The organism is Neptunomonas sp. ABH4_499, from assembly GCF_056160565.1.
Genome location: NZ_JBSWXK010000005.1, coordinates 178,854 through 200,938, shown reverse-complemented (window position 1 = coordinate 200,938; position 22,085 = coordinate 178,854). Strand labels below are relative to the sequence as shown.

Annotated in this window: 15 protein-coding genes and 1 pseudogene; 12 read left to right on the top strand and 4 right to left on the bottom strand. The window is 49.6% G+C overall.

Features of this window, described 5'->3' with window-relative positions:
- Positions 1-3 precede the first annotated feature (3 nt).
- The 6 genes and pseudogenes from ACXAF9_RS07215 to ACXAF9_RS07190 all read left to right on the top strand — a co-directional run bounded on the left by ACXAF9_RS07215 (position 4) and on the right by ACXAF9_RS07190 (position 9,836).
- A complete protein-coding gene (locus ACXAF9_RS07215) occupies positions 4-459 on the top strand; it encodes an LEA/WHy family protein (RefSeq protein WP_475072269.1) in 456 nt (151 codons plus the stop codon).
- Positions 460-628: 169 nt separating this feature from the next.
- A complete protein-coding gene (locus tag ACXAF9_RS07210; protein ID WP_475072266.1) occupies positions 629-2,083 on the top strand; it encodes a circularly permuted type 2 ATP-grasp protein in 1,455 nt (484 codons plus the stop codon).
- Position 2,084: 1 nt separating this feature from the next.
- On the top strand, positions 2,085-3,029 hold the full coding sequence (locus ACXAF9_RS07205; RefSeq protein ID WP_475072263.1) for an alpha-E domain-containing protein: 945 nt from the start codon (positions 2,085-2,087) through the stop codon (positions 3,027-3,029).
- Positions 3,026-6,351 (top strand): annotated as a pseudogene (locus tag ACXAF9_RS07200) (transglutaminase family protein). Before ACXAF9_RS07205 ends, ACXAF9_RS07200 begins: the two are co-directional and overlap by 4 nt.
- 30 nt (positions 6,352-6,381) lie before the next feature.
- On the top strand, positions 6,382-8,958 hold the full coding sequence (locus ACXAF9_RS07195; protein WP_475072261.1) for a circularly permuted type 2 ATP-grasp protein: 2,577 nt from the start codon (positions 6,382-6,384) through the stop codon (positions 8,956-8,958).
- A complete protein-coding gene (locus ACXAF9_RS07190; protein ID WP_475072259.1) occupies positions 8,955-9,836 on the top strand; it encodes a transglutaminase family protein in 882 nt (293 codons plus the stop codon). The genes ACXAF9_RS07195 and ACXAF9_RS07190 overlap by 4 nt, the downstream gene beginning before the upstream one ends.
- A gap of 71 nt (positions 9,837-9,907) precedes the next feature.
- Here ACXAF9_RS07190 and ACXAF9_RS07185 read toward each other — a convergent pair whose 3' ends face one another.
- The 3 genes from ACXAF9_RS07185 to ACXAF9_RS07175 form a co-directional block, all read right to left on the bottom strand.
- Positions 9,908-10,564: a nitroreductase family protein gene (locus ACXAF9_RS07185; protein ID WP_475072257.1), complete on the bottom strand. Its 657-nt coding sequence runs from the start codon at positions 10,562-10,564 to the stop codon at positions 9,908-9,910.
- 110 nt (positions 10,565-10,674) lie between these two features.
- Complete coding sequence (locus ACXAF9_RS07180; protein ID WP_475072255.1) at positions 10,675-11,124, bottom strand: helix-turn-helix domain-containing protein; 450 nt, start codon at positions 11,122-11,124, stop codon at positions 10,675-10,677.
- Positions 11,125-11,175: 51 nt separating this feature from the next.
- A complete protein-coding gene (locus tag ACXAF9_RS07175; RefSeq protein ID WP_475072252.1) occupies positions 11,176-11,796 on the bottom strand; it encodes a TetR/AcrR family transcriptional regulator in 621 nt (206 codons plus the stop codon).
- 480 nt (positions 11,797-12,276) lie between these two features.
- Between ACXAF9_RS07175 and ACXAF9_RS07170 the strand changes: the two genes are divergently transcribed.
- Genes ACXAF9_RS07170 through ACXAF9_RS07160 form a run of 3 tightly spaced genes read left to right on the top strand, consistent with a single transcriptional unit; the run spans position 12,277 to position 18,104 of the window.
- Entirely contained in the window at positions 12,277-13,521 is a 1,245-nt protein-coding gene (locus ACXAF9_RS07170) for an efflux RND transporter periplasmic adaptor subunit (RefSeq protein WP_475072249.1), read from the top strand.
- 21 nt (positions 13,522-13,542) lie between these two features.
- A complete protein-coding gene (locus ACXAF9_RS07165; protein ID WP_475072247.1) occupies positions 13,543-16,710 on the top strand; it encodes an efflux RND transporter permease subunit in 3,168 nt (1,055 codons plus the stop codon).
- On the top strand, positions 16,707-18,104 hold the full coding sequence (locus ACXAF9_RS07160) for an efflux transporter outer membrane subunit (RefSeq protein WP_475072245.1): 1,398 nt from the start codon (positions 16,707-16,709) through the stop codon (positions 18,102-18,104). The genes ACXAF9_RS07165 and ACXAF9_RS07160 overlap by 4 nt, the downstream gene beginning before the upstream one ends.
- Positions 18,105-18,331: 227 nt before the next feature.
- On the opposite strand, the gene ACXAF9_RS07155 is transcribed toward ACXAF9_RS07160, so the two are convergent.
- Positions 18,332-19,231, bottom strand: coding sequence for a homocysteine S-methyltransferase family protein (locus ACXAF9_RS07155; protein WP_475072242.1), 900 nt, complete (start codon positions 19,229-19,231; stop codon positions 18,332-18,334).
- Positions 19,232-19,519: 288 nt separating this feature from the next.
- Here ACXAF9_RS07155 and ACXAF9_RS07150 point away from each other — a divergent pair, with 288 nt between their 5' ends.
- The 3 genes from ACXAF9_RS07150 to ACXAF9_RS07140 all read left to right on the top strand — a co-directional run bounded on the left by ACXAF9_RS07150 (position 19,520) and on the right by ACXAF9_RS07140 (position 22,079).
- Positions 19,520-20,329, top strand: a complete 810-nt coding sequence (locus ACXAF9_RS07150) for a transporter substrate-binding domain-containing protein (RefSeq protein WP_475072240.1) — start codon at positions 19,520-19,522, stop codon at positions 20,327-20,329.
- Positions 20,330-20,398: 69 nt separating this feature from the next.
- Entirely contained in the window at positions 20,399-21,346 is a 948-nt protein-coding gene (locus ACXAF9_RS07145) for an amino acid ABC transporter permease (RefSeq protein ID WP_475072239.1), read from the top strand.
- Positions 21,339-22,079: an amino acid ABC transporter ATP-binding protein gene (locus tag ACXAF9_RS07140; protein ID WP_475072237.1), complete on the top strand. Its 741-nt coding sequence runs from the start codon at positions 21,339-21,341 to the stop codon at positions 22,077-22,079. Before ACXAF9_RS07145 ends, ACXAF9_RS07140 begins: the two co-directional genes overlap by 8 nt.
- The last annotated feature ends 6 nt before the right edge of the window (positions 22,080-22,085 follow it).

Sequence of the window (22,085 nt, the reverse complement as noted above, 5' to 3'; positions counted from 1 at the left end):
TTTATGATGATAAGAGTGGCTTTAATTACAGGGATCAGTTTGGGCGTCACCGCATGCGCTTATGCCCCATCGTTCTCGTACGATAAGCCCGAGGTGAATGTCACCGGCATTGATCTTATCCCGTCCGATTCCCTCTCCCCTCGCTTTCGAATTCATTTAAATGTCCAAAACCCCAACAGCCGCTCTTTGCCACTCAAAGGCATCAGCTACAAGGTTTCGGTCAGCGGTTTTAAAGTGGTGTCTGGCGTAACCAATCAACTTCCAACCATTCCCGCCTACAGCGCACGTGATATTGAGCTTGAAGCCAATACCAATGTCGTTTCTAGCCTTCGATTGGTAAACAAGTTAATCACGCGTCAAGCCGAGAGAGTGACCTATACATTGGACGCCAAATTAGACGTCGGTACCTTTTTACCGACCATCCGAGTCAAAGAAGAGGGGCAATTTACTGTTAAATAACGACTTTTGTGACGCATATAGCAATCACTTGGTCTAAAAATTGCTGATTCTCTTAACACGTCGGCGGCTCGTATTCGCGAGCAGATGTGCCACATAAAGAAGCAGTGCACCAATTTAGAGATATTGAGTGCACCAACGATAAGCACGGTACGTTTTTGAGGTTGATAGTATGTCAGTGACATGGGATGAATACGAAGCGAATGGATTTTTCGATGAGCTGGTTGATGAGAAAGGCAAATCAAGGCCACCGGCCAAACAGCTGATCGATTATCTGGACTCACTGGACGATGAAGAGCTTGAAGAGCGTCGTTCCATGGCGGAAGCCACCATCCAGGAGATGGGCGTAAGCTTCACCGTCTATACCGAAGAGGGCAACATCGACCGAGCATGGCCCTTTGATATCATCCCCCGAACGATCTCCTCTAAAGACTGGAAAGTTGCCGAAGCGGGCTTAAAGCAGCGCCTTAAAGCCCTGAATATGTTTATCGATGACCTGTATCACGACCAAAAAGTGATCAAAGATGGCATCATTCCAGAGCATGTAATTAAAGAATCCAAGAACTTTCGTCCTGAATGCGTTGGCGTCTCGCCTCCTTTTGGTGTTTGGGCGCACATTTGCGGAACGGATTTGGTTCGTGACGCGGATGGTCAGTTCTATGTCCTTGAAGATAACTTACGGGTGCCATCGGGCGTTTCCTACATGCTGGAAAACCGGGCCATCACAAAACGTGTCCTGCCGGAGCTGTTCGAGAAAGACAATATCCTGCCACTCGATAGCTATGCCTCTGCCCTGTTTGAAACCTTAGCCGCCCTATCCCCACGCAGTAAAGAGCACCCAGAAATTGTCGTGTTAACGCCTGGCATTTTTAACTCAGCTTATTTTGAACACGCGTTCTTAGCTCAGCAGATGGGCGCTGAATTAGTCGAGGGGAACGATCTGTTCGTCGATGACGATGATTGCGTCTATATGAAAACCATCAATGGTCCTGAGCGCGTCGATGTTATCTATCGCCGCATTGATGACCTGTTCATTGACCCCGAGTGCTTTAACGAAGACTCGGTACTCGGTGTCCCGGGTATCATGCGAGCGTGGAAAAAAGGCAACGTTGCATTAGCCAATGCGCCTGGCGCAGGCGTTGCAGACGATAAAGTCGTGTACGCCTATGTGCCGGACATTATCCGCTATTACCTAGACGAAGAACCGATCCTGCCGAATGTAAAGACCTTCCTGTGCGATGTAGAGGAAGATAGAAAGTACGTGCTAGAAAACCTCGATAAGCTGGTTGTAAAACCCGCCAATGAGTCGGGTGGTTACGGGATGTTGGTTGGGCCGCACTCAACCAAGAAAGACCAAGCCATGTTTGCGGAGCTGATTCAGAAAAACCCGCGAAACTACATTGCTCAGCCAACCTTGGCGTTATCAACCGCACCAACCTTAACCGAAAAAGGTGTGTTAGAGCCGCGTCACTTAGACCTTCGCCCCTTTATCCTGCAAGGCAAAGACACTTACGTAACAACCGGTGGCTTAACCCGTGTTGCGATGAAGAAAGGCTCCTTGGTGGTGAACTCCTCCCAAGGTGGCGGCAGTAAGGATACTTGGATTGTAGATATGGAGGGTAAATAAGATGTTGTCACGTGTCGCAGAACGCATTTACTGGTGTGCCCGCTACCTTGAGCGAGCTGAAAACACAGCCCGATTGGTCAGTGTCTACGATAACTTGCTGTTTGATCTCCCCAAAAGCATCAACATAGGTTGGTACAATCTCATTACCATCAACAGCAGCGATGACCTGTTTGAAGAGCGCTATAAAAACCGTGATGAGCGAAACGTCGTCAAATTTTTGTTAGCCGATGATACCAACCCAAGCTCAATGTTGGTTTCGCTGCGCATGGTACGCGAGAACCTTCGAACCACTCGCGATGTTGTCCCACAGGAAACCTGGGAGTTGATCAACGAGCTTGATATGTACGCGCGCTACAACATCAAGCAAGGGATCAACCGCTCCCAACGCCACGTGTTTTTGAACACCATCATCAAAGGCTGCCAAGAGATTAATGGCCTGCTGGCCGGTGCGATGAGCCGCGATGCCACATGGCAATTTGTGATGCTAGGACGTAACTTGGAACGTGCCGATATGGCCACGCGTATATTGGATGCGGGTGTGTCCATCATGCTGCAACCGGATGAAACGGCAAGCCCTAACCTAGGCCAAGTGGTGTGGGGGAATGTCTTGCGATCCTCCAGCGCCTACTTAAGCTACCGTCGCACGGTAAGAACCACCGTGAGTGGCTCTAAAGTGGCCCATTACTTATTGGAAGATGAGCATTTCCCACGTTCTGTGGCGTTTTGTGTCAACGAACTTAAACAAGCCGCCTCTAAACTACCAAGGTCCAACAAACTGCTGACAGCGATTAAGGCGCTTGAAGAGAAAGGCTATGAGATTGATGGCTCCGAAAGCCTGAACGAGTCCTTCCGCGACTACCTTAATGATCTTCAGATAGAGCTTAACAGCTTAAACGGACGAATCTACGACACATGGTTTACCTTTAACCAAGGAGCGGCAGCATGACCATCCGCGTTGCGATCCAGCATGAAACGCACTACGAGTTTGACCGTTTAGTTGGCTTATCGCCGCATGTATTAAGGCTTCGCCCTGCTCCGCATTCGCGAACCAAGATCCACAGCTACTCACTGAAAGTAGAGCCAGAGGATCATTTCATCAACTGGCAACAAGACCCATGGGGCAACTACCAAGCACGCTTGGTCTTCCCAGAAAAGACCAAGAAACTCTCGTTTTGCGTTGAAGTGATCGCCGATATGACGGTGATCAACCCATTCGACTTCTTTGTCGAAGAGTACGCGCGTGAATTTCCGTTCAAATACGATAAACAGATCGGCAAAGAGCTTGAGCCGTACCTTGAGCTAAAAGAGTCTGGCCCCCTGCTCTCTGAGTTTGTTGACTCCATCAGTCGAAAACCGATTTCGATCATCGACTTTTTGGTGGCGATCAACTCTCGGTTATGTGCCGACATCGGCTATGGCATCCGTTTAGAGCCTGGCATCCAAACGTGCGAAGAAACACTCACGCTAAAGAAAGGCTCGTGCCGTGATACCGCGTGGTTGATGGTGCAGGCTCTACGTTATTTGGGGCTGGCTGCCCGTTTTGCATCCAGTTAACCTCCGATGTAAAAGCGCTGGATGGCCCATCTGGCCCAGAAGAGGACTTCACCGACCTGCACGCATGGTGCGAAGTCTACGTACCCGGGGCGGGTTGGATCGGTTTAGACCCAACCTCTGGTCTCTTTGCCAGCGAAGGTCACATACCGCTGGCATGTACACCGGACCCGGTTTCGGCCGCACCTATTACCGGCTTTACCGATGAGTGTGAATGCGAGTTTCAATACACCAATAAAGTGTTCCGCATCCATGAGGACCCACGCGTCACGAAACCCTACACCGACGAGCAGTGGGAAAACATTAATGCCTTGGGTAAAGCGGTTGATGAAGAGTTAAAGGCCGGCGATGTTCGGTTAACCATGGGCGGTGAGCCGACTTTTGTATCGATCGATGATATGGATTCGGATCAATGGAACACCGACGCTTTAGGTGCCGACAAGCTTAAACTCTCCAAAGATCTGTTACTGCGACTCAAAAAGCGCTTTAGCAACAACGGCGTAGTGCATTACGGTCAAGGCAAGTGGTACCCCGGCGAAGAGGTGCCTCGTTGGGCGCTCGGTTGTTTTTGGCGTTTGGATGGCGAGCCTCTGTGGAGTGACGAGACGCTGTTGGCTCGTGTTGATAAAGATTACCAATTTAACCATGAAAGCGCCGAACAATTTGGTTTACACCTGTGTAAAGCCCTTGGGGTCAGCCAGCGCTATAACCAACCCACTTTCGAGGATACGCTCTACTATCTTTGGAAAGAGCAATCTCTACCGGATAACGTAAACCCTAAAAAAGCGGATCTCAGTGACGATCTAGAGCGCCGGCGCATCGCAAAATTACTCTCTCGTGGATTAAATACCCCCACAGGGTATGTGATCCCGTTAACCTGGAACTACGTGACCCACAGCTGGAACAGCTCTTTGTGGCCGATGCGCGGGGATGTCATCACCTTGATTCCGGGTGATTCACCAATGGGCTACCGTTTGCCCCTCTCCTCTTTGCCGTATGATGCAAAAGAGGAACGTGAGCCAGAACGAGACCCTTTCGAACCGCGTCAACCTTTAGTGGGCACCACGCCTGCCGCGCAAGACCCACGCACCAGCATGGATGTGGCCGACCAACAAGAACATGTAGTGACCACCAACGTGGTGCGTACCGCGATCTGTATCGAGCCACGCGACGGTAAGCTGTATGTCTTCTTACCACCGCTTCAATACCTAGAGCATTACGTTTCTTTGTTAAATGCATTGGAGCAGACCGCCGACCAACTCGAAATGCCGATCGTGATGGAAGGCTACGAGCCACCCAAAGATCATCGTTTACAGCGTTTCCAAATAACTCCGGACCCAGGCGTCATTGAGGTGAATATCCACCCAGCTTCGCATTGGGATGAGCTGGTCGATAACACCGAAACACTGTACGAAGAAGCTAGACAGTCGCGTTTAGGCACCGAGAAGTTCATGATGGATGGACGCCATACCGGTACGGGCGGCGGTAACCACGTCACCTTAGGTGGCGCATCCCCCATGGACAGCCCTATCCTTAGAAAGCCTGACCTGCTTCGCAGTTTAGTCACTTATTGGCAGCACCACCCCGGCCTGTCGTATCTGTTCTCAGGGATGTTCATTGGCCCTACCAGTCAGGCGCCACGCCCAGATGAAGGCCGTGACGAAGCGATGTACGAAATGGAGATCGCCTTCCAACAGATGCCCGATGGCTTTACAGAGCAACCTTGGCTGGTTGATAGGTTAATGCGTAATTTACTGATCGACATTACCGGTAACACTCATCGATCCGAATTTTGTATCGATAAGCTCTATGCCGCTGGCAGCGCCAGTGGCCGCCAAGGCCTACTGGAGTTTCGCGGTTTTGAAATGCCACCGCACCCTAAAATGTCGCTGGTTCAGATTCTTCTGCTACGCTGCTTAGTAGCGCGTTTCTGGAAGCAGCCGTATAAAAAGCCATTGGTACGCTGGGGTACAGATCTTCACGACCGATTCATGATGCCACACTATGTTTGGCAAGATATCCGCGAGGTGGTTGAAGATCTACAACGCCATGGGCTGCCCTTCCAGTTGGAGTGGTTGGCGCCATTTGAAGAGTTCCGATTCCCGCATTATGGCCGTGTCGATATTGATGACATCGAGCTTGAGCTGCGTTGGGCCATCGAACCTTGGCATGTACTGGGTGAAGAAGCCACCGCGATGGGTACATCCCGGTATGTGGACTCATCGGTCGAGCGCCTTCAAGTCAAGCTGTCAGACCTTACCGATGGTCGCTATGTGCTGGCCTGTAATGGCCGCCGAGTCCCCTTAAAGTCAACCGGACGTAAGGGCGAGTATGTGGGTGCGGTACGCTATCGTGCGTGGGCACCGCCTTCGGCACTGCACCCAACGCTGGGCGTGAACACCCCGTTGGTCTTTGACTTGGTGGACACTTGGAATGGCTTGTCGGTCGGTGGCTGTACGTATCATGTCTCCCACCCTGGTGGTCGTAGTTACGATACCCTGCCGGTCAATGCGAACGAGGCCGAATCTCGTCGCGGTAACCGTTTCTGGGATCATGGCTTTACCCAAGGGCCTTTTGTGCCGCGGCCTGAGTTTGATGCTTTACGTGAGTTTTTCCCGCATAAGGATGTACCAAGGCCGATGGCACCGCCTGTTGAGGAGTCTGCAGATGAGTATCCGCATACACTTGACTTGCGTAAGCAGTATAATGCGCTTTGATTTGTATTAATGACTGAGTGTATTTAATCTATGGATGTGCAACTTGACACACCGAGTAAGCCAAACAGTGGACGTGAAGGCATCGCTGAATTACCGCATGAAGCACCTTTTGATGAAGCCTGCACCCACGATGGCAAGCCGCGTGATCACTGGGCGTACATCCTAGATAGCATCCTTGCGCTGGGTAGCGACGGTTTAGCCGACCGACAACAAAAAGCCCAGCGTATCCTTCGAGATGATGGTGCCACTTACAATTTAACGTCAGAGCCATTAGCTTCGAATGTGTGGGCGCTTGATGCGATCCCGATGGTGATCAGCAGTGCTGAGTGGTCCCGCACCGAAGAGGCCTTAATCGAACGCTCTGAGTTAATGGATCTTATCTTAAAAGATCTTTACGGCCCGCGAGAGTTGATCCGAAAAGGGGTAATTCCGCCGGAAATCTTGTATGGGCATCCTGGCTTTTTACGTCAATGCCATGGTTTGAAAATGCTGGGCGAGCATCAGTTGATCTTCCATGCAGTTGATATGGTACGCCAGCCAGATGGTCAGTTTTGTGTCATTGGCGACAGGACTCAATCCCCAAGTGGTTCTGGTTATGCCCTCGAGAACCGGACTGTACTGTCGCGCATCATGCCAAGCCTGTTTCGGGACAGTCAGGTTCATCGGTTAAGCCTCTTTTTCCAAACCTTGCGACAAACCCTCACCTCGTTCGCACCCGTTCGAGAGGAGCCGCCGCGCATTGTTATCCTAACCCCGGGTGCTTACAGCGAAACCTACTTCGAACACACATACCTCTCGAATTACTTAGGCTTCCCACTGGTCCAAGGCAGTGACTTGACAGTTCGTGGTGGTAAAGTCTGGATGAAGTCCTTAAATGGTTTAAACCAAGTGGATGTCATCCTTCGAAGAGTCGATGATTACTTTTGTGACCAGGTAGAACTTAAAGCCGATTCCTACTTAGGAGTACCTGGGCTTTTAGAGGCGGCACGCGCAGGCAATGTCGTGATCACCAACCCGCTGGGTTCAGGTATTTTGGAGACTCCCGTATTACTCAAATACCTACCTGAGATCAGTAAAGCGATGCTGGGGCGTGATCTGTTATTACCGTCGGTCGATACGTGGTGGTGCGGTGACCACCAAGATATGGCCTACATCAAAGATAATCTTGATGAGTTGATCATCAAATCGGCCACACGCCAAAACGGTAAACACAGCGTCTATGGGCACAGCCTAACCAAGGCTCAGCGAAAAGAGGTGTTGGAGATGATTGCCCAGCGCCCAACCCAGTATGCTGCGCAGGCGTATATTCCGCCTTCAACAGTACCGGCTTGGCAAGAAGCAGAATTGGTGAACCGCCCTGCCATCATACGAACTTTCTCGGTGTCTAACCAAACGGCTTTCAGTGTGATGGCCGGTGGCCTTACTCGCGTTGGGGTCTCGGACCATGAGCGTGTGGTGACCAATCAGCGCGGGTCTTTCAGTAAAGATACTTGGATTTTGGCATCGGAGCCTGAGAAGCACACCACACTGATTGGCTCGCAAAACCAAATCGACTTTGAAAGCGCGCAGCAAACCAACCTGCCAAGCCGCGTCATCGAAAATATGTTTTGGATGGGCCGCTACGCCGAGCGCGCGGAATCGGCCATGCGATTGATGCGGACGATCTTAGTCCAGCTCAATAGCATCGACCCATTGCCCGAAAGCTCCCGCGCCTTATTATTAGCGTCCTTATCCGAGCAAACCGGCTGCTTACCGGGCTTCACAGAAGCTGACACCAAACTTCTGAACAACCCCGATGAAGAGCTGATCAACCTCATCATTGATGGCACGCGCCCAGGCTCGATTAAATCTAATTTAGTATCCCTATTAACCTGCACCGAAGAGGTGAAGGAGATGCTATCCGCTGATACACGCCGCATTATCAACGACTTACGCGATCATCTTAATGCATTGGATCGAGCTTACATCAACGGTATGCCATCGGCACCTGATGAAACGTTAGACCCACTGGTAACCTCCCTACTGGCCTTGTCGGGTTTAAACCACGAAAGCATGTTGCGCGGTATGGGTTGGAAATTCCAAGAGATTGGCCGCCGCTCAGAGCGTGCGCTGCAAACCGCTACCTTGATTTCGACTTCCCTCTCGCAAGGTATGGATGAACTGCAACAGCAGCAAGTGCTTGAAAGTGTTCTACTTAGCGTTGAAGCCTTGATCTCATTCCGACGTCGTTATCGCAAGCGGGGAAATGTCGCACATGGCCTTGATCTTCTGATGATCGATGATACCAACCCACGCTCTCTGTTTTATCAGATTGATCAGCTGCGCCGATACATAGATGACCTTCCGCAAAGCCAATCATCGCTGCAGCCAGGGTTAAGCCTAGAGAAACGCTTAATTGTGAAGGCGATGAATTCCATCCAATTGGCCGATCTTAATGATCTTGCCAAGGTGAACAGCGTTACAGAGCAACGCGATGGTTTGCTTAATTTGATGCTCGATATTAAAGATGATGTGGAACAACTGACCGCTTTGATCGGTACTAAGTACTTCGATCACACAGCAGGCCCACAACAGATCTCCAATACGTTATGGGATGACGGAATATGATCTACCGCATTCGTCACATTACTGAGTATGTGTACAACAGCCCTGTAAGCCTGTGCTACAACTTAGCACACCTTTTGCCACGCAGTACCCATCATCAAACGTGTCAAAACTCGCTTATACACATCAAACCTAAGCCGAGTTATTCGCACAAACGTGTCGATTATTTCGGTAACAACACCTACTACTTTGTCTTGGAAGAGCCTCATAAAGCGCTTTCCATCGATGTCGTCAGCGAAATCAGCACAGAGCCTATGTTCTCCAGCCTAAATTTGGAACTGGGTAAAACCTGCTTAGAAGCCAAAACCTTACTTGCCAGCGACCCGGACCCAGACATATTGGAAGCCCGCGAGTTCATCATGGACTCGCCAATGATCAAACGCTCCGATGCATTGGCCGCTTATGCGAAAGACCTTTTTAAAGATGAAGTCCCCTTCCTATCGGCGGTGATGGAGCTGACCAGTCGCATCTTTACTGAGTTTAAATACGATCCGCAATCCACCACCATTGCGACGCCATTAAACGAGGTACTTGAGCACAAACATGGCGTCTGCCAAGACTTTGCTCATCTTGCCATCGGTTGTTTGCGATCCCTTGGTTACGCAGCGCGCTATGTCAGCGGCTACTTGGAAACACTCCCCCCACCAGGGCAGGAAAAACTGATTGGCGCCGACGCATCACATGCTTGGTTCGCAGTGTATTCACCGGGCGAAGGCTGGTTTGAGTTTGACCCAACCAACGACAATATGCCTGGTGAACAACACATCACCGCCGCATGGGGCCGTGACTATACAGACGTATCGCCACTGCAAGGCGTGATATTCGATGGCGGCGGTACCCAGCAGCTATCAGTATCTGTTGATGTACAGCGGATTGAATAATGTTACCTCTTATATTTATCAAGGAATAAAAAAGGCGCTTGATGCGCCTTTTCTGATATAAACCGTTAGCGTTACAGAACTACTAACACATCTTCTAATGCCAGACGCGATTTAGGTAATGGTGCGTTGTAATCTTCATGTTCGTCATGATAGCCAATCGCAAGCGCCACATCACAACGATACCCTTCTAGCTGATCGCAGAACAACTCGCCAATCAAATCGGCATCCACACCTTCCATCGGTGTGGAATCAACACCAAGACGGGCCAGTGTATGCATCGTATTGCCCAGTGCAATATAGGTTTGGGACTTTGTCCATTCTAGGGTCGAACCGTGTTCATCGGTGTTTAGCTCGGCAAACGCAAAACCGCCAAAGGCGGAATCACGGTCTTCCGGTTTTGTGCGTCCATCTTGTATGCCCTTATCAACGACTTTGGCGTAGTCTTCGCGGTTGTAATGTGTTTTTTCGGCAAACAAGATGATGTGTGAAGCGGATTTTGCGTGCTTTTGGTTAAACTGAAACTTGTTGGCAAAGGTGTCAGCGAAACGCTGTTTGGCGGCATCGCTTTCTATGATGACAAATTTCCAAGGTTGCGAGTTGATGGACGATGGTGAAAGACGCATCGCTTCATAAAGGACATCTAAGGTTTCTTGTGGGACCTTGCGGCTCGCGTCGTAATGTTTGGTGGTGTAGCGTTTTGATAAATCGGCAATGATTGGATGTGTCACAACAGGCCTCTGTACTGATCGGTAAAAAAAATCATCATAACTATCATACGCCTTCGCGAAAAACAGCAAATTTCAAAAAGACTGTTGATTGAAACACCCTTATCCTTGGCTTAGCCACTCACTTTCTGTTGCGCAGCGGTCTGTTGGGTTTTCTTAAAACGGGAGATATCCGTTTTAGGGGGCGCACCGAATAAACGCGAGTACTCGCGACTGAATTGCGATGGACTTTCGTATCCCACGCGGTAGCTTGCGGTAGACGCCTCTACCCCATCAAACAGCATGATTCTACGGGCCTCATTGAGGCGAATTTGTTTTTGAAACTGCAGTGGCGTCATGGATGTGACCGACTTAAAGCTCTGGTACAAAGACGATTCGCTCATGTGCACCGAGTCGGCTAAGTCTTTAATCCTGAGTGGTTCATTGAATCGTTGTCGAAGCTGATCAATCACCTTCACAATACGGTGTGCTTGGCTATCAAATAAGGTGAAATCACGTAGTTGACCACCCACCTCGCTCATCAATAAACGATACAAAATCTCGCGCTTTATCAGCGGTAGCATAATCGTGGAGGATTAGGCAATTACAACGGAGTTTAAGGCAGGTAAGGCTCTTTAGGCCGGTTTTGGTAACCCGGGTAAAGTGGCGAGCGTCATTTTAGCTACGTCCATCAAATCATCCGTGCTGGCGCCGTTATTCGCCTGAATCGCCATCCCTTGCAGTACCGTGCCGATGTAACGGGCTAAAGTGCACACATCGACATCGGCTTCAATTTCGCCACGTTGCTGAGCCTCTTCAAGGCGAACTCTTAAACGGGTCTCCCCTTCCTGCCGTTTGGCCACCAGCGCTTCACGCACCGATTGCGCGGTTTCACTGCAGGACAGTGCGCCTTGCACAATCAAGCAACCTTTGGGGTGTTCTTGTTCAGTAAAATTGGCTGCCGCACCAAACAGCATCGACTCAACGACTTTATAGGCGGTGGCTTCCTGAAGAGATGGATCAAAAAACGCGCAGGGACGATTCTCGTACGCTTCTATGGCTTTCAAAAAGAGCTGGTCTTTATTACCAAAGGCGGAATACAGACTTGGCTTGTTGATGCCCATCGCTTCGGTAAGATCGGCCAAGGATGCCCCGTCATAGCCTTTACGCCAGAAAACTTCGAGCGCTTTTTCTAAGGCAACGTCCTTATCAAAGCCACGGGGTCTTCCTACGTGTGAGCATATGGATTGAGGCATAGATTTTCTCTCCAAGTTCGATACTTTCTTATTCTAGCGCAATCGCATCTTAAAGAGCAGACACTTGGATGGATAGCGCTTTAGAGGATTAGGCAATCATCGGTTAGGTTTTGGCATTAACGGCTAGCGTCTCATTTCTTACACTGTGCAACATAACGATCTTTCTACTGACAGCTTCTGACACAGTGTGCCTTTAGTCTTCCTCTAACGGACCAAGTTCAGCACATGCCTTAAGCTTACTTTTTCAAAACGGAAGATCGCCCTCAAACATCCTTAACTAAAACCCAATAAATCAGTCACTTACACGCTTCGTTGCATGAGTGACATACAGTGTTCATTAATTTTATTACCAATCGGTACAGAATTGAATTGTATCTCAATCTACGCGCCCATATTCTTACCGAACGGTACAAAACAAATCATCCACTGTCCATGATTTGTTCAATGATTAACCACAGCATGTACAAGGAGACCATCATCATGCGTACCCCAACAGCTTTAAAACATCTTACGCTGATCAGTTTATCTACGGTGATGCTCTCAGCGTGCACCCCTAACTCAGCCGATCAGCAAGCCTCCGTCGCCCCGCCACCTCCAGAAGTCACGGTCGCGCCTGTGGTACACGAGCGCATCACCGAATGGGATGAGTTCACGGGCCGTCTACAAGCGCCGCAAACGGTGAGCCTTGTGCCCCGTGTATCCGGTTACATCGACAAAGTGATGTTCAAAGAAGGGGCTTTAGTCAAAAAAGGCGATGTGCTGTTCGTGATTGATTCGCAGCCGTTTGATACCGAAGTAAAGCGCTTAAAAGGCGACCTTCTTAATGCCAAAGCGGCGGCTCAATTGGCCCGACACGACTATGAACGTGCTGAAAAACTGAGTAAATCCCGTGCGATTTCAAGCGAATCACTCGACAACCGCCTTGCGCAAAAGCAACAAACGGCGGCGCAATTAACATCGGTACAAGCCGCGCTATCAAGAGCGCAGTTGGAGGTGGAATACACACAGGTCGTTGCCCCGATCGATGGACGCGTTTCCTACGCACTATCGACCGAGGGTAACTATGTAACCGCAGGTGTCACCGAGCTGACCCGCGTTGTTTCAACCGATTCGATGTACGCTTACTTTGATCTCGATGAGCAGACTTACCTGAAATACAACCAACTGGCGAGTACCGGTCAGCGCAGTGATACACGCGATGGCTCCAACCCCGTGTATATGGGCCTTGCTAACGGCGTTGATTACCCTTTTATCGGTCATATCGACTTTGTTGATAATCAGATTGATCAGCAAACGGGGACGATCCGGGTTCGTGCGCGGTTCGATAACAGCACTCAGCAGTTGATCCCCGGCTTATTTGCACGCGTTAAGCTGGCCAGTAGCAACAGTTACGATGGCATTTTAATCGATAACAAAGCGATCGGTACGGACCTCAATAACAAGTATGTATTGGTGGTTGATGATCAAAATACGCTGCAATACCGCCCTATCACGTTAGGTGAAACACTGCATGGGCTTCGGGTTGTTACCCAAGGCCTATCTCCTAACGATGTAATCGTCATCAATGGCCTTCAACGCGTGCGCCCAGCCATGCAGATCCAGCCCAAGATGTCGAACATGACCACCGAAGAGACGATCTCCTCGATCAAAGCCGAGCAACAAAGCCTTGAACGCGTCAGTGAAGAACTGAGCAGTGCCACCGCTTTAACCGACACACGCGGCTAATCTTACCGACAAGGACACACTATGCTTTCCCAATTTTTCATCAAAAGGCCCATTTTTGCGGCCGTGCTGTCGCTGCTGTTCTTTATCGGCGGTGCGATAGCGGTGTGGCAGTTGCCCATCACCGAATACCCAGAAGTGGTGCCGCCAACCGTTGTTGTAACAGCAAACTACCCAGGCGCTAACCCAAAAGTCATTGCTGAAACCGTGGCTTCCCCGCTTGAGCAAGAGATCAACGGCGTAGAAGACATGCTGTATATGTCTTCACAGGCTACCTCCGATGGGCGCATGACGTTAACCATCACCTTTGCGATTGGTACCGATGTTGATTTGGCTCAGACGCAGGTTCAAAGCCGCGTCGACCGCGCCCGCCCTCGGTTACCCGAAGAGGTCCAGCGTTTGGGCGTTACAACGGAAAAATCCTCGCCGGATTTAACCATGGTGGTGCATTTAACGTCTCCTGATGATCGTTACGATATGCTCTACCTCTCTAACTATGCGGCGCTGAATGTTAAAGATGAATTAGCACGCATTGAAGGTGTTGGAGCGGTTCGCTTGTTCGGTGCAGGCGAATACAGTATGCGTGTCTGGCTAGACCCCAACAAGGTTGCGGCGCTGGGTTTATCCCCCACCGATGTCATTGCCGCAATTCGTGAACAGAATCAGCAAGCGGCAGCAGGCAGCTTAGGCGCACAACCAAGTGGTGAATCTGATTTTCAACTTTTGATCAATGTTAAAGGCCGTTTAGCCCAAGTGGATGAGTTTGAAAACATCATCGTCAATGTGGGTCAAAATGGTGAAGTCACGCGCCTTAAAGAGATTGCTCGTGTAGAGCTTGGCTCATCCACCTACGCGTTACGCTCGCTTTTGGATAACAAAGAAGCGGTAGCCATTCCGATTTTCCAAGCATCGGGCTCCAACGCCATTCAGATCTCGGACGATGTGCGCGCCAAAATGGCGGAGCTTTCGGAATCCTTCCCCGAAGGGATCAGTTACGATATCGTCTATGACCCAACCGTGTTTGTCCGTGGCTCGATCGAGGCGGTCGTAAAAACACTGTTTGAAGCCATCCTCTTGGTGGTCATCGTTGTTGTCCTGTTTTTGCAAACTTGGCGTGCCTCCATCATTCCATTGGTGGCCGTCCCAGTATCCCTTGTCGGTACCTTTGCGTTCATGCATTTGATGGGGTTCTCGCTAAACGCCCTATCCTTGTTTGGTTTAGTCCTTGCGATCGGGATTGTGGTCGATGATGCCATCGTCGTGGTTGAAAACGTGGAACGTAACATCGAAGAGGGGCTCTCCCCGATTGCGGCCACGCAAAAAGCGATGACCGAAGTAACGGGGCCAATCGTTGCCACCACCTTGGTGTTAGCGGCGGTGTTTGTCCCTACGGCCTTTATGTCGGGCTTAACAGGTCAGTTCTATAAACAGTTTGCTCTGACCATCACGATTTCGACCTTTATTTCGGCCATTAACTCGTTAACGCTGAGCCCGGCTTTATCGGCACTGTTGTTAAAAGGTCACGATGCGAAAAAAGACTGGCTCACCCGCTTGATGGATGCGTTATTTGGCCGCTGGTTGTTTGGCCCGTTTAACCGTTTTTTCAGTGCACTATCACACGGCTATGGGTTCTTGGTTAAAAAGGTGATCCGTTTTGGCGCGCTGATGGGGCTTTTGTATATTGGTTTGGTCGCACTGACAGGCTATCAATTCAATAACACCCCAACGGGGTACGTGCCCGGTCAAGATAAACAGTACTTGATCGCCTTTGCACAGTTACCAGATGCCGCCTCACTGGAGCGTACCGATGCCGTCATCCGAGAGATGTCCCACATCGCGTTGGAGCACCCTGGGGTATCGCACTCCATTGCGTTTCCGGGCCTCAGCATCAACGGTTTTACGAACAGCCCCAACAGCGGGATTGTCTTTACATCATTAACCGACTTTGCCGATCGCACCGACCCAACATTATCGGCCCAAGCGATCGCCGCCGAACTGAACCAAAAGTTTGCTGGTATCGAAGATGCCTTTATTGCGATTTTCCCGCCGCCCCCGGTCATGGGTTTGGGCACCATTGGCGGCTTTCGCCTACAAATACAGGACCGGGCAAACTACGGCTATGAGGAGTTGTACAACGTCTCTATGCAGGTGATGCAAAAAGCGTGGGCGACCCCAGAATTAGCGGGGGTGTTTTCCAGCTATCAGGTCAATGTTCCGCAACTGGACCTTGATATAGATCGCACCAAAGCCAAACAACAAAACGTCTCTTTGGATGAGCTGTTCGCCACCCTGCAAGCCTACATGGGCTCTGTTTATGTGAATGACTTTAACCAGTTTGGGCGTACTTATCAGGTTAATGTTCAGGCCGATGAAGCGTTTCGCCAAACACCGGAGCAGATCAACCAACTTAAAGTACGTAACCAAGCCGGTGAGATGATTCCACTTGGTTCGTTTATCAACGTATCCAACGCTGCAGGCCCCGACCGGGTTATGCATTACAACGGCTTTACTACGGCCGAGATCAACGGTGGCCCGGCACCCGGGTTCAGTACAGGTGAAGCGCAAGCGGCGATCGAAAAGATACTGGCTGAAACGCTCCCGAATGGTATGACCTACGAGTGGACGGAACTGACCTATCAGCAAATCCTAGCGGGTAATGCCGGTATGTTTATCTATCCATTGGTCATCATCTTGGTGTTCATGGTGCTAGCCGCCCAGTATGAAAGCCTAAGCTTGCCCCTCGCGATCATCCTGATCATTCCTATGACCTTGTTATCCGCATTGGTGGGTGTGCTCATCTATGGGGGCGATAACAACATCTTTACTCAAATCGGATTAGTCGTACTGGTGGGGCTTGCGACCAAAAACGCCATCTTAATTGTGGAGTTTGCCAAGGAGCTTCAAGACCACGGCCGATCCAGATTAGAAGCGATTCTAGAAGCCGGACGACTGCGTCTACGCCCTATTCTGATGACCTCCATCGCATTCATTATGGGTGTCGTGCCCATGGTGTACTCAAGCGGTGCAGGTTCCGAGATGCGACAAGCCATGGGCGTTGCCGTGTTCTCGGGCATGATTGGCGTCACGATATTTGGTTTGATCCTAACCCCACTCTTCTATTACGTGCTGGCTAAGCGGGACACCGATACAGGCACCCAAAAACCGGCCCACACGGACGGAGTACCATCATGAAAACGCGTTTACCTGTGCTCATCAAAGTAAGTACGCTGAGTGTGCTGATCTCGACCCTAACCGCGTGTGCGGTAGGGCCGGATTACATCGCGCCAGATCAAGTTAAATCGATCGCCATCGAGCAGCCGTATCAGCAAGCAGAAACAGCGCTTAATTGGTGGAGAGCGTTTAACGACCCAACCTTGAATCATTTAATCGAAATCGCTTTATCTGAAAACAGAAGCTTGGCGCAAGCCAGCGCCAATGTGGATCGGGCTTATGCGCTGTTTAAGGATCAAGCCAATGACACCCGCCCTTCAGGCACTCTTGATACCGGCTACCAAGCGTATGAGAACAGCACTTTGGACCCTGCGGACGATGATCTGATAAACCGTGGGTATCAAACCGGCGCAAACCTAAGCTGGGATATCGATCTGTTTGGCAAACTAAGACGTGCCAAAGAAGCCGCTCTTGCCAATGCCGAACAAGCGGATATTCTTTGGCAAGATGCGCAACTCTCGATCATCAGCCAAGTGGCCACAAGCTATGGCGCATACCGTGGAGCCGAGCTTAGATTGAAGGTTGCGCGTCAAAATGTCGATAACCTTCATCAAAGCCGCGACATCGTGTTGGCGCGTTTAGATGCGGGGATGGCCTCAGAGCTAGAGTTGGCCAGAGTGAACGCCCAACTGCATGAGGTCGAAGCCAGTATCCCAGGCTTTGAAAGCCAACTGGCATCGGCCAAGTCTACCTTGGCCTCCTTGCTCGCAACCACATCAGAAGAACTCAGTTTAACGGATGAATCCGCCCTTCCTACATTGGGCAGTCCTGCTGCATTAGTGCAAAGCAAAAACTACCTGCGCTTTCGAGCTGACATCGCAAGTAGCGAGCGCGCTTTAGCGGCCGCCACCGCCAACATTGGTGTTGCCACGGCTGACCTTTACCCAAACGTATCGGTACGCGGTTTTCTAGGCTTTTTATCAAGTCCAGGTTTTACGGTTAACAGCACAACCGAGAGCTGGTCAATCGCACCTACCTTAAGCTGGCAGTTAGCGGACTTAGGCTCAGTACAAGCGCGTATTCAGTCATCCAAAGCCAGCGCGCGAATGGCCTTAGCGGAGTTTCAGCAAAGTGTGTTTGATGGGCTTAACGAAATGACGTTAAGCCTTAAAAGCTACAACCTAAGCCGCCAGCAGGAGTTAATCACTCAAAAGCAGCGTATGGCGAGCGAAAAAGCCGTGTCGATTGCACGACAACGCTACGAGGCCGGGAGTGGTGAGTTTTTGGATCTTTTAGATGCCGAACGCGAACTGCTAAGAAGTCGAGATCAACTGGCTGTACTTGAACAGCAAACCTTTGATCGGCTGGTAGGCATCTATCAAGCGTTTGGTGGGGGTATAATATTGATCAAGTAATACACGAATATGCATACGGTGGCACGATTAATCGTGTCACTTTTTAGTACCGAAAACAGGGAAGTTTACGCGTTTTATATCGATAGAAGGTGGTTGAAAGTCGTGACGACCTTTAAATCGCACCTTACCTAAAGCGTCGAAATATTATGCGGCGCACGGTCAACGAAGCGCCTGTAATACAGCCCCACAACAAACTATTTATGGGGCACACAAGCCACCTACCAGCGTTACAGGTTTTGCGCTAGGGCTTTGATATGATCTGGCCCAATACCACAACACCCCCCTATTAATGAAGCGCCCTGCTGCTGCCATTTTTTTGCCCACACGAGATAGCTATCGGGAGTTAAATCCGCACGTAATTCATCTAACCCTTCGTTGGCCGTCGCGTCTTTTGGTTGAGGAGGGAACGCATTCGCATAAGCGCCTATCTGAATCTTCCGCTGCAAACCTGTTAACACAAGGTTGGCTACATCAATAGCATCGGCGATAATCTCAGGCTGGCTGCAGTTAAACAAAATGGCATCAACACCCGCGTTTGCCATTGCCAACACTGCATCGGCTACCGTTTCACCAGAGCGCAAGCAAGGCTCCGCTGTTTCGAAAGCATCTTCTAGTGTAAACGACACCCAATACGGCTTTTTCTGGGTATCAATCTCATTAACTAGCGCCTTCATTGCTAATGACTCAGATATCAAGCTCTGTGTCTCATTAAGCCAAAGATCGACATGATCATTCAGAGCATTAATCAACGGACGCGCAATATCATCTACCTGCTCTGGTTGATAAAGATCGGCCCGGTAAGAGCCAAATAAAGGAGCCAAAGAGCCAGCCACACGCACCGCTTGGCCACTTTCAGCAACCGCTTCATTTGCCACTCGGGCAGAATCCCGAGCTAACTGAGCCGCACGAGCCTTAAACACCTCTTCGCCGATATGGAACGGCACCAACGAATAACTGTTAGTCGTAATGACACGTGAGCCCGCCGCGATAAACGATTTATGTACCTCTTTTACAATCTCTGGTGCTTCCATCATCGCCAGCGCAGACCATTCGGGTTGCTTAAAAGGCGCCCCCAAACGTGCGAGTTCACGACCCATACCACCATCAAGGATTGTTACCGTATGCATATTGTTTATCCATCAGCTTAAAAATTTTGCCCATTTTAACGACGAAGCCATAAAAAATTAAAGGAGATAATAAAAAATTACCCGACAAATACGCATATAATAGTGAATTCATCATCATACTGACGCCTATCCATTAAAAAAACAGGGTCTTAGAGGTAGATATCATAGTTACTCCTAACCGGCGCTCTTGTTTATATTGTATGCCCTATTCTGTTTGGCCAGATAGCCAGCTCTGCGACCTACACTGATCTAAACATCGATATGCCTAGCGATTGGATAAGGAAACACATGAAACCTAGTTTTAAAAAAGTATTTACCGGTTTAGCGCTTGCAAGCACTCTTATTGCCACTTCTGCTGCCAACGCTGCAAACTCAGCCATAGACAACATCCTTTCAAGCAATGAACTTAAGGTTTGTTTTGAAGCGGGTTACATCCCGTTCGAAATGAAAACAAAAGACGGCCGCTTCATAGGTTTTGATATTGATATCGCTAAACACATGGCGCGCTCAATGGACGTCAAGTTTGTGCCTGTAAATACAGCATGGGATGGCATCATCCCTGCCCTGCAAACAGGCAAATGCGACATCATTATTGGTGGCATGACGGTCACGGCTCAGCGCAACTTAAAAGTAATGTTTACTGATCCGTATATCGAAATCGGACAAACCGTTATTATCAATCCCGCGCTAAAAGGTGAAATTACCAGCTATCGTGATTTAAACGATGCTAAATACCGCATCTCATCGCAGATTGGCACAACAGGTGCTGAAGCCGCTAAAAAACACCTACCAAAAGCGACATTAGACTTGTTTGAGACCTCTGCCGATGCCGTATTACAAGTAGCCAACGGCAAAGCAGATGCCTTTGTTTATGACTTACCTTACAATGCATTGTACGCTTCACAAAACAAAGATCGTGTTGCGCATTTAGCTGAATCCTTCACGTACGAGCCAATTGGTATGGCAATTCGTAAAGATGACCCTAACTTCCTTAACTTTTTGAACAACTACCTAGTTCAGATCAAGAAAGATGGCACTTATGATCGTATGTATAAAAAGTGGTTTGAGTCTGATAGCTGGGTAGATAGCATCCAGTAAACGCTACACTTTCGCCACCTAAATAAGAGCCTACTGACCCTAGGCTCTTTTTGTTATTTAAGAGACAGTATGCAATCTTCAACAAACCGCTGGCTAGGCCATGGCCTCTATGCACTCATCATGGCTGTACTTATCTTTGGTGTGTATTTTTCCGGCCAGCGTATCAACTACAACTGGCACTGGGATCGTTTGTGGCCTTATATTATTAATACCGAGCCACAAGACATCATAGCCGCTACCGATGGAACGGCCGTCATTGAAGGGCAATCCAAGCTCATCATTCAACCTGACGTAGGCACAGATCCTCAAATCGTAACGCACTTCGATCGCTTAGTCGTAATGGATGGGGACCTCATCTTCCAAGGCGACACCCTAGCCCGAATAGAAGGCTGGCGATTTGGCCCTATTGCTGAGGGGCTTTGGGTTACGATTAAAATATCTTTTATCTCCTTAATTTTTTCAATTCTATTAGGTGTGGTCTTTGGCTTAATGCGTGTCTCGCATTTACAAGTACTGCGCAATCTAGCCGTTACATACGTAGAAGTGATTCGGGGTACCCCCTTACTGGTTCAGATATTTATTGTGTACTTCTTTATCGGTACCGTATTTGATTTAGATCGCTTTACGGCAGGTGTGGCTGCGCTATCTATCTTTACTGGGGCTTATGTAGCGGAAATCGTACGTGCTGGCATACAAGCTGTGCCCGTAGGACAGATGGAAGCCGCGCGTTCCTTGGGGATGAACTACCTGCAAGCCATGGTTAACGTAATTATGCCGCAAGCCATTAAGCGCACCTTACCCCCATTGGCCGGGCAGTTTATTAACCTCATTAAAGACTCCTCGCTGGTCTCAGTTATTTCAATTACCGACCTCACAAAGGCTGGGCGAGAAGTAGTAAGTGGCAGCTTTGCGCCATTCGAAGTTTGGTTCACCATTGCTGCCTTATATTTGGTAGTGACCGGTGGCTTATCCTGGGCTATTCAGCGTTTAGAGAAGAGGTTAGCCGCCAGTGACTAATCCAAAACCCATCATCAAAGCACGCCAGGTTGATAAATCCTACCCGAACGGCTGCCATGCCTTAAAGCAGGTATCACTGGATGTCATACCCGGTGAAGTGGTGGTCATCATAGGCCCTAGCGGATCGGGAAAATCCACCTTTTTACGGACACTTAATCAGTTAGAGACTATTTCTTCTGGCTCGATTGTGATGGATGGAGTCAACTTAACGGATAAAAAGACCAACATTAACCACGTACGTAAAGATGTTGGCATGGTCTTTCAGCAGTTTAATTTATTTCCGCATAAAACGGCGTTAGGCAACGTTATGATGTCGCCAATCAAAGTCCTTAAAGAGCGCCAAGATGAAGCCGAGCAACATGCCCGCGAACTGCTTACCCGTGTGGGTCTGGCCGACCGAATGGACAACTATCCGTCACGCTTATCTGGCGGACAACAACAGCGCGTCGCCATTGCACGCGCTTTGGCGATGCGCCCTAAAATCATGCTCTTTGATGAGCCTACCAGCGCATTAGACCCTGAAATGGTGGGTGAAGTACTAGATGTTATGAAAGGCTTGGCCAACGACGGAATGACCATGGTTGTGGTCACTCACGAGATGAACTTTGCGAAGGAAGTCGCCGATAGAGTCGTTTTTATGGAAGAAGGCGAACTGATACTAGAAGAAACTCCCGAACGTTTTTTCAGTTCGCGACATCCACGCTTGCAACGCTTTTTGGGTCAGGTACTCTAAGGGCAG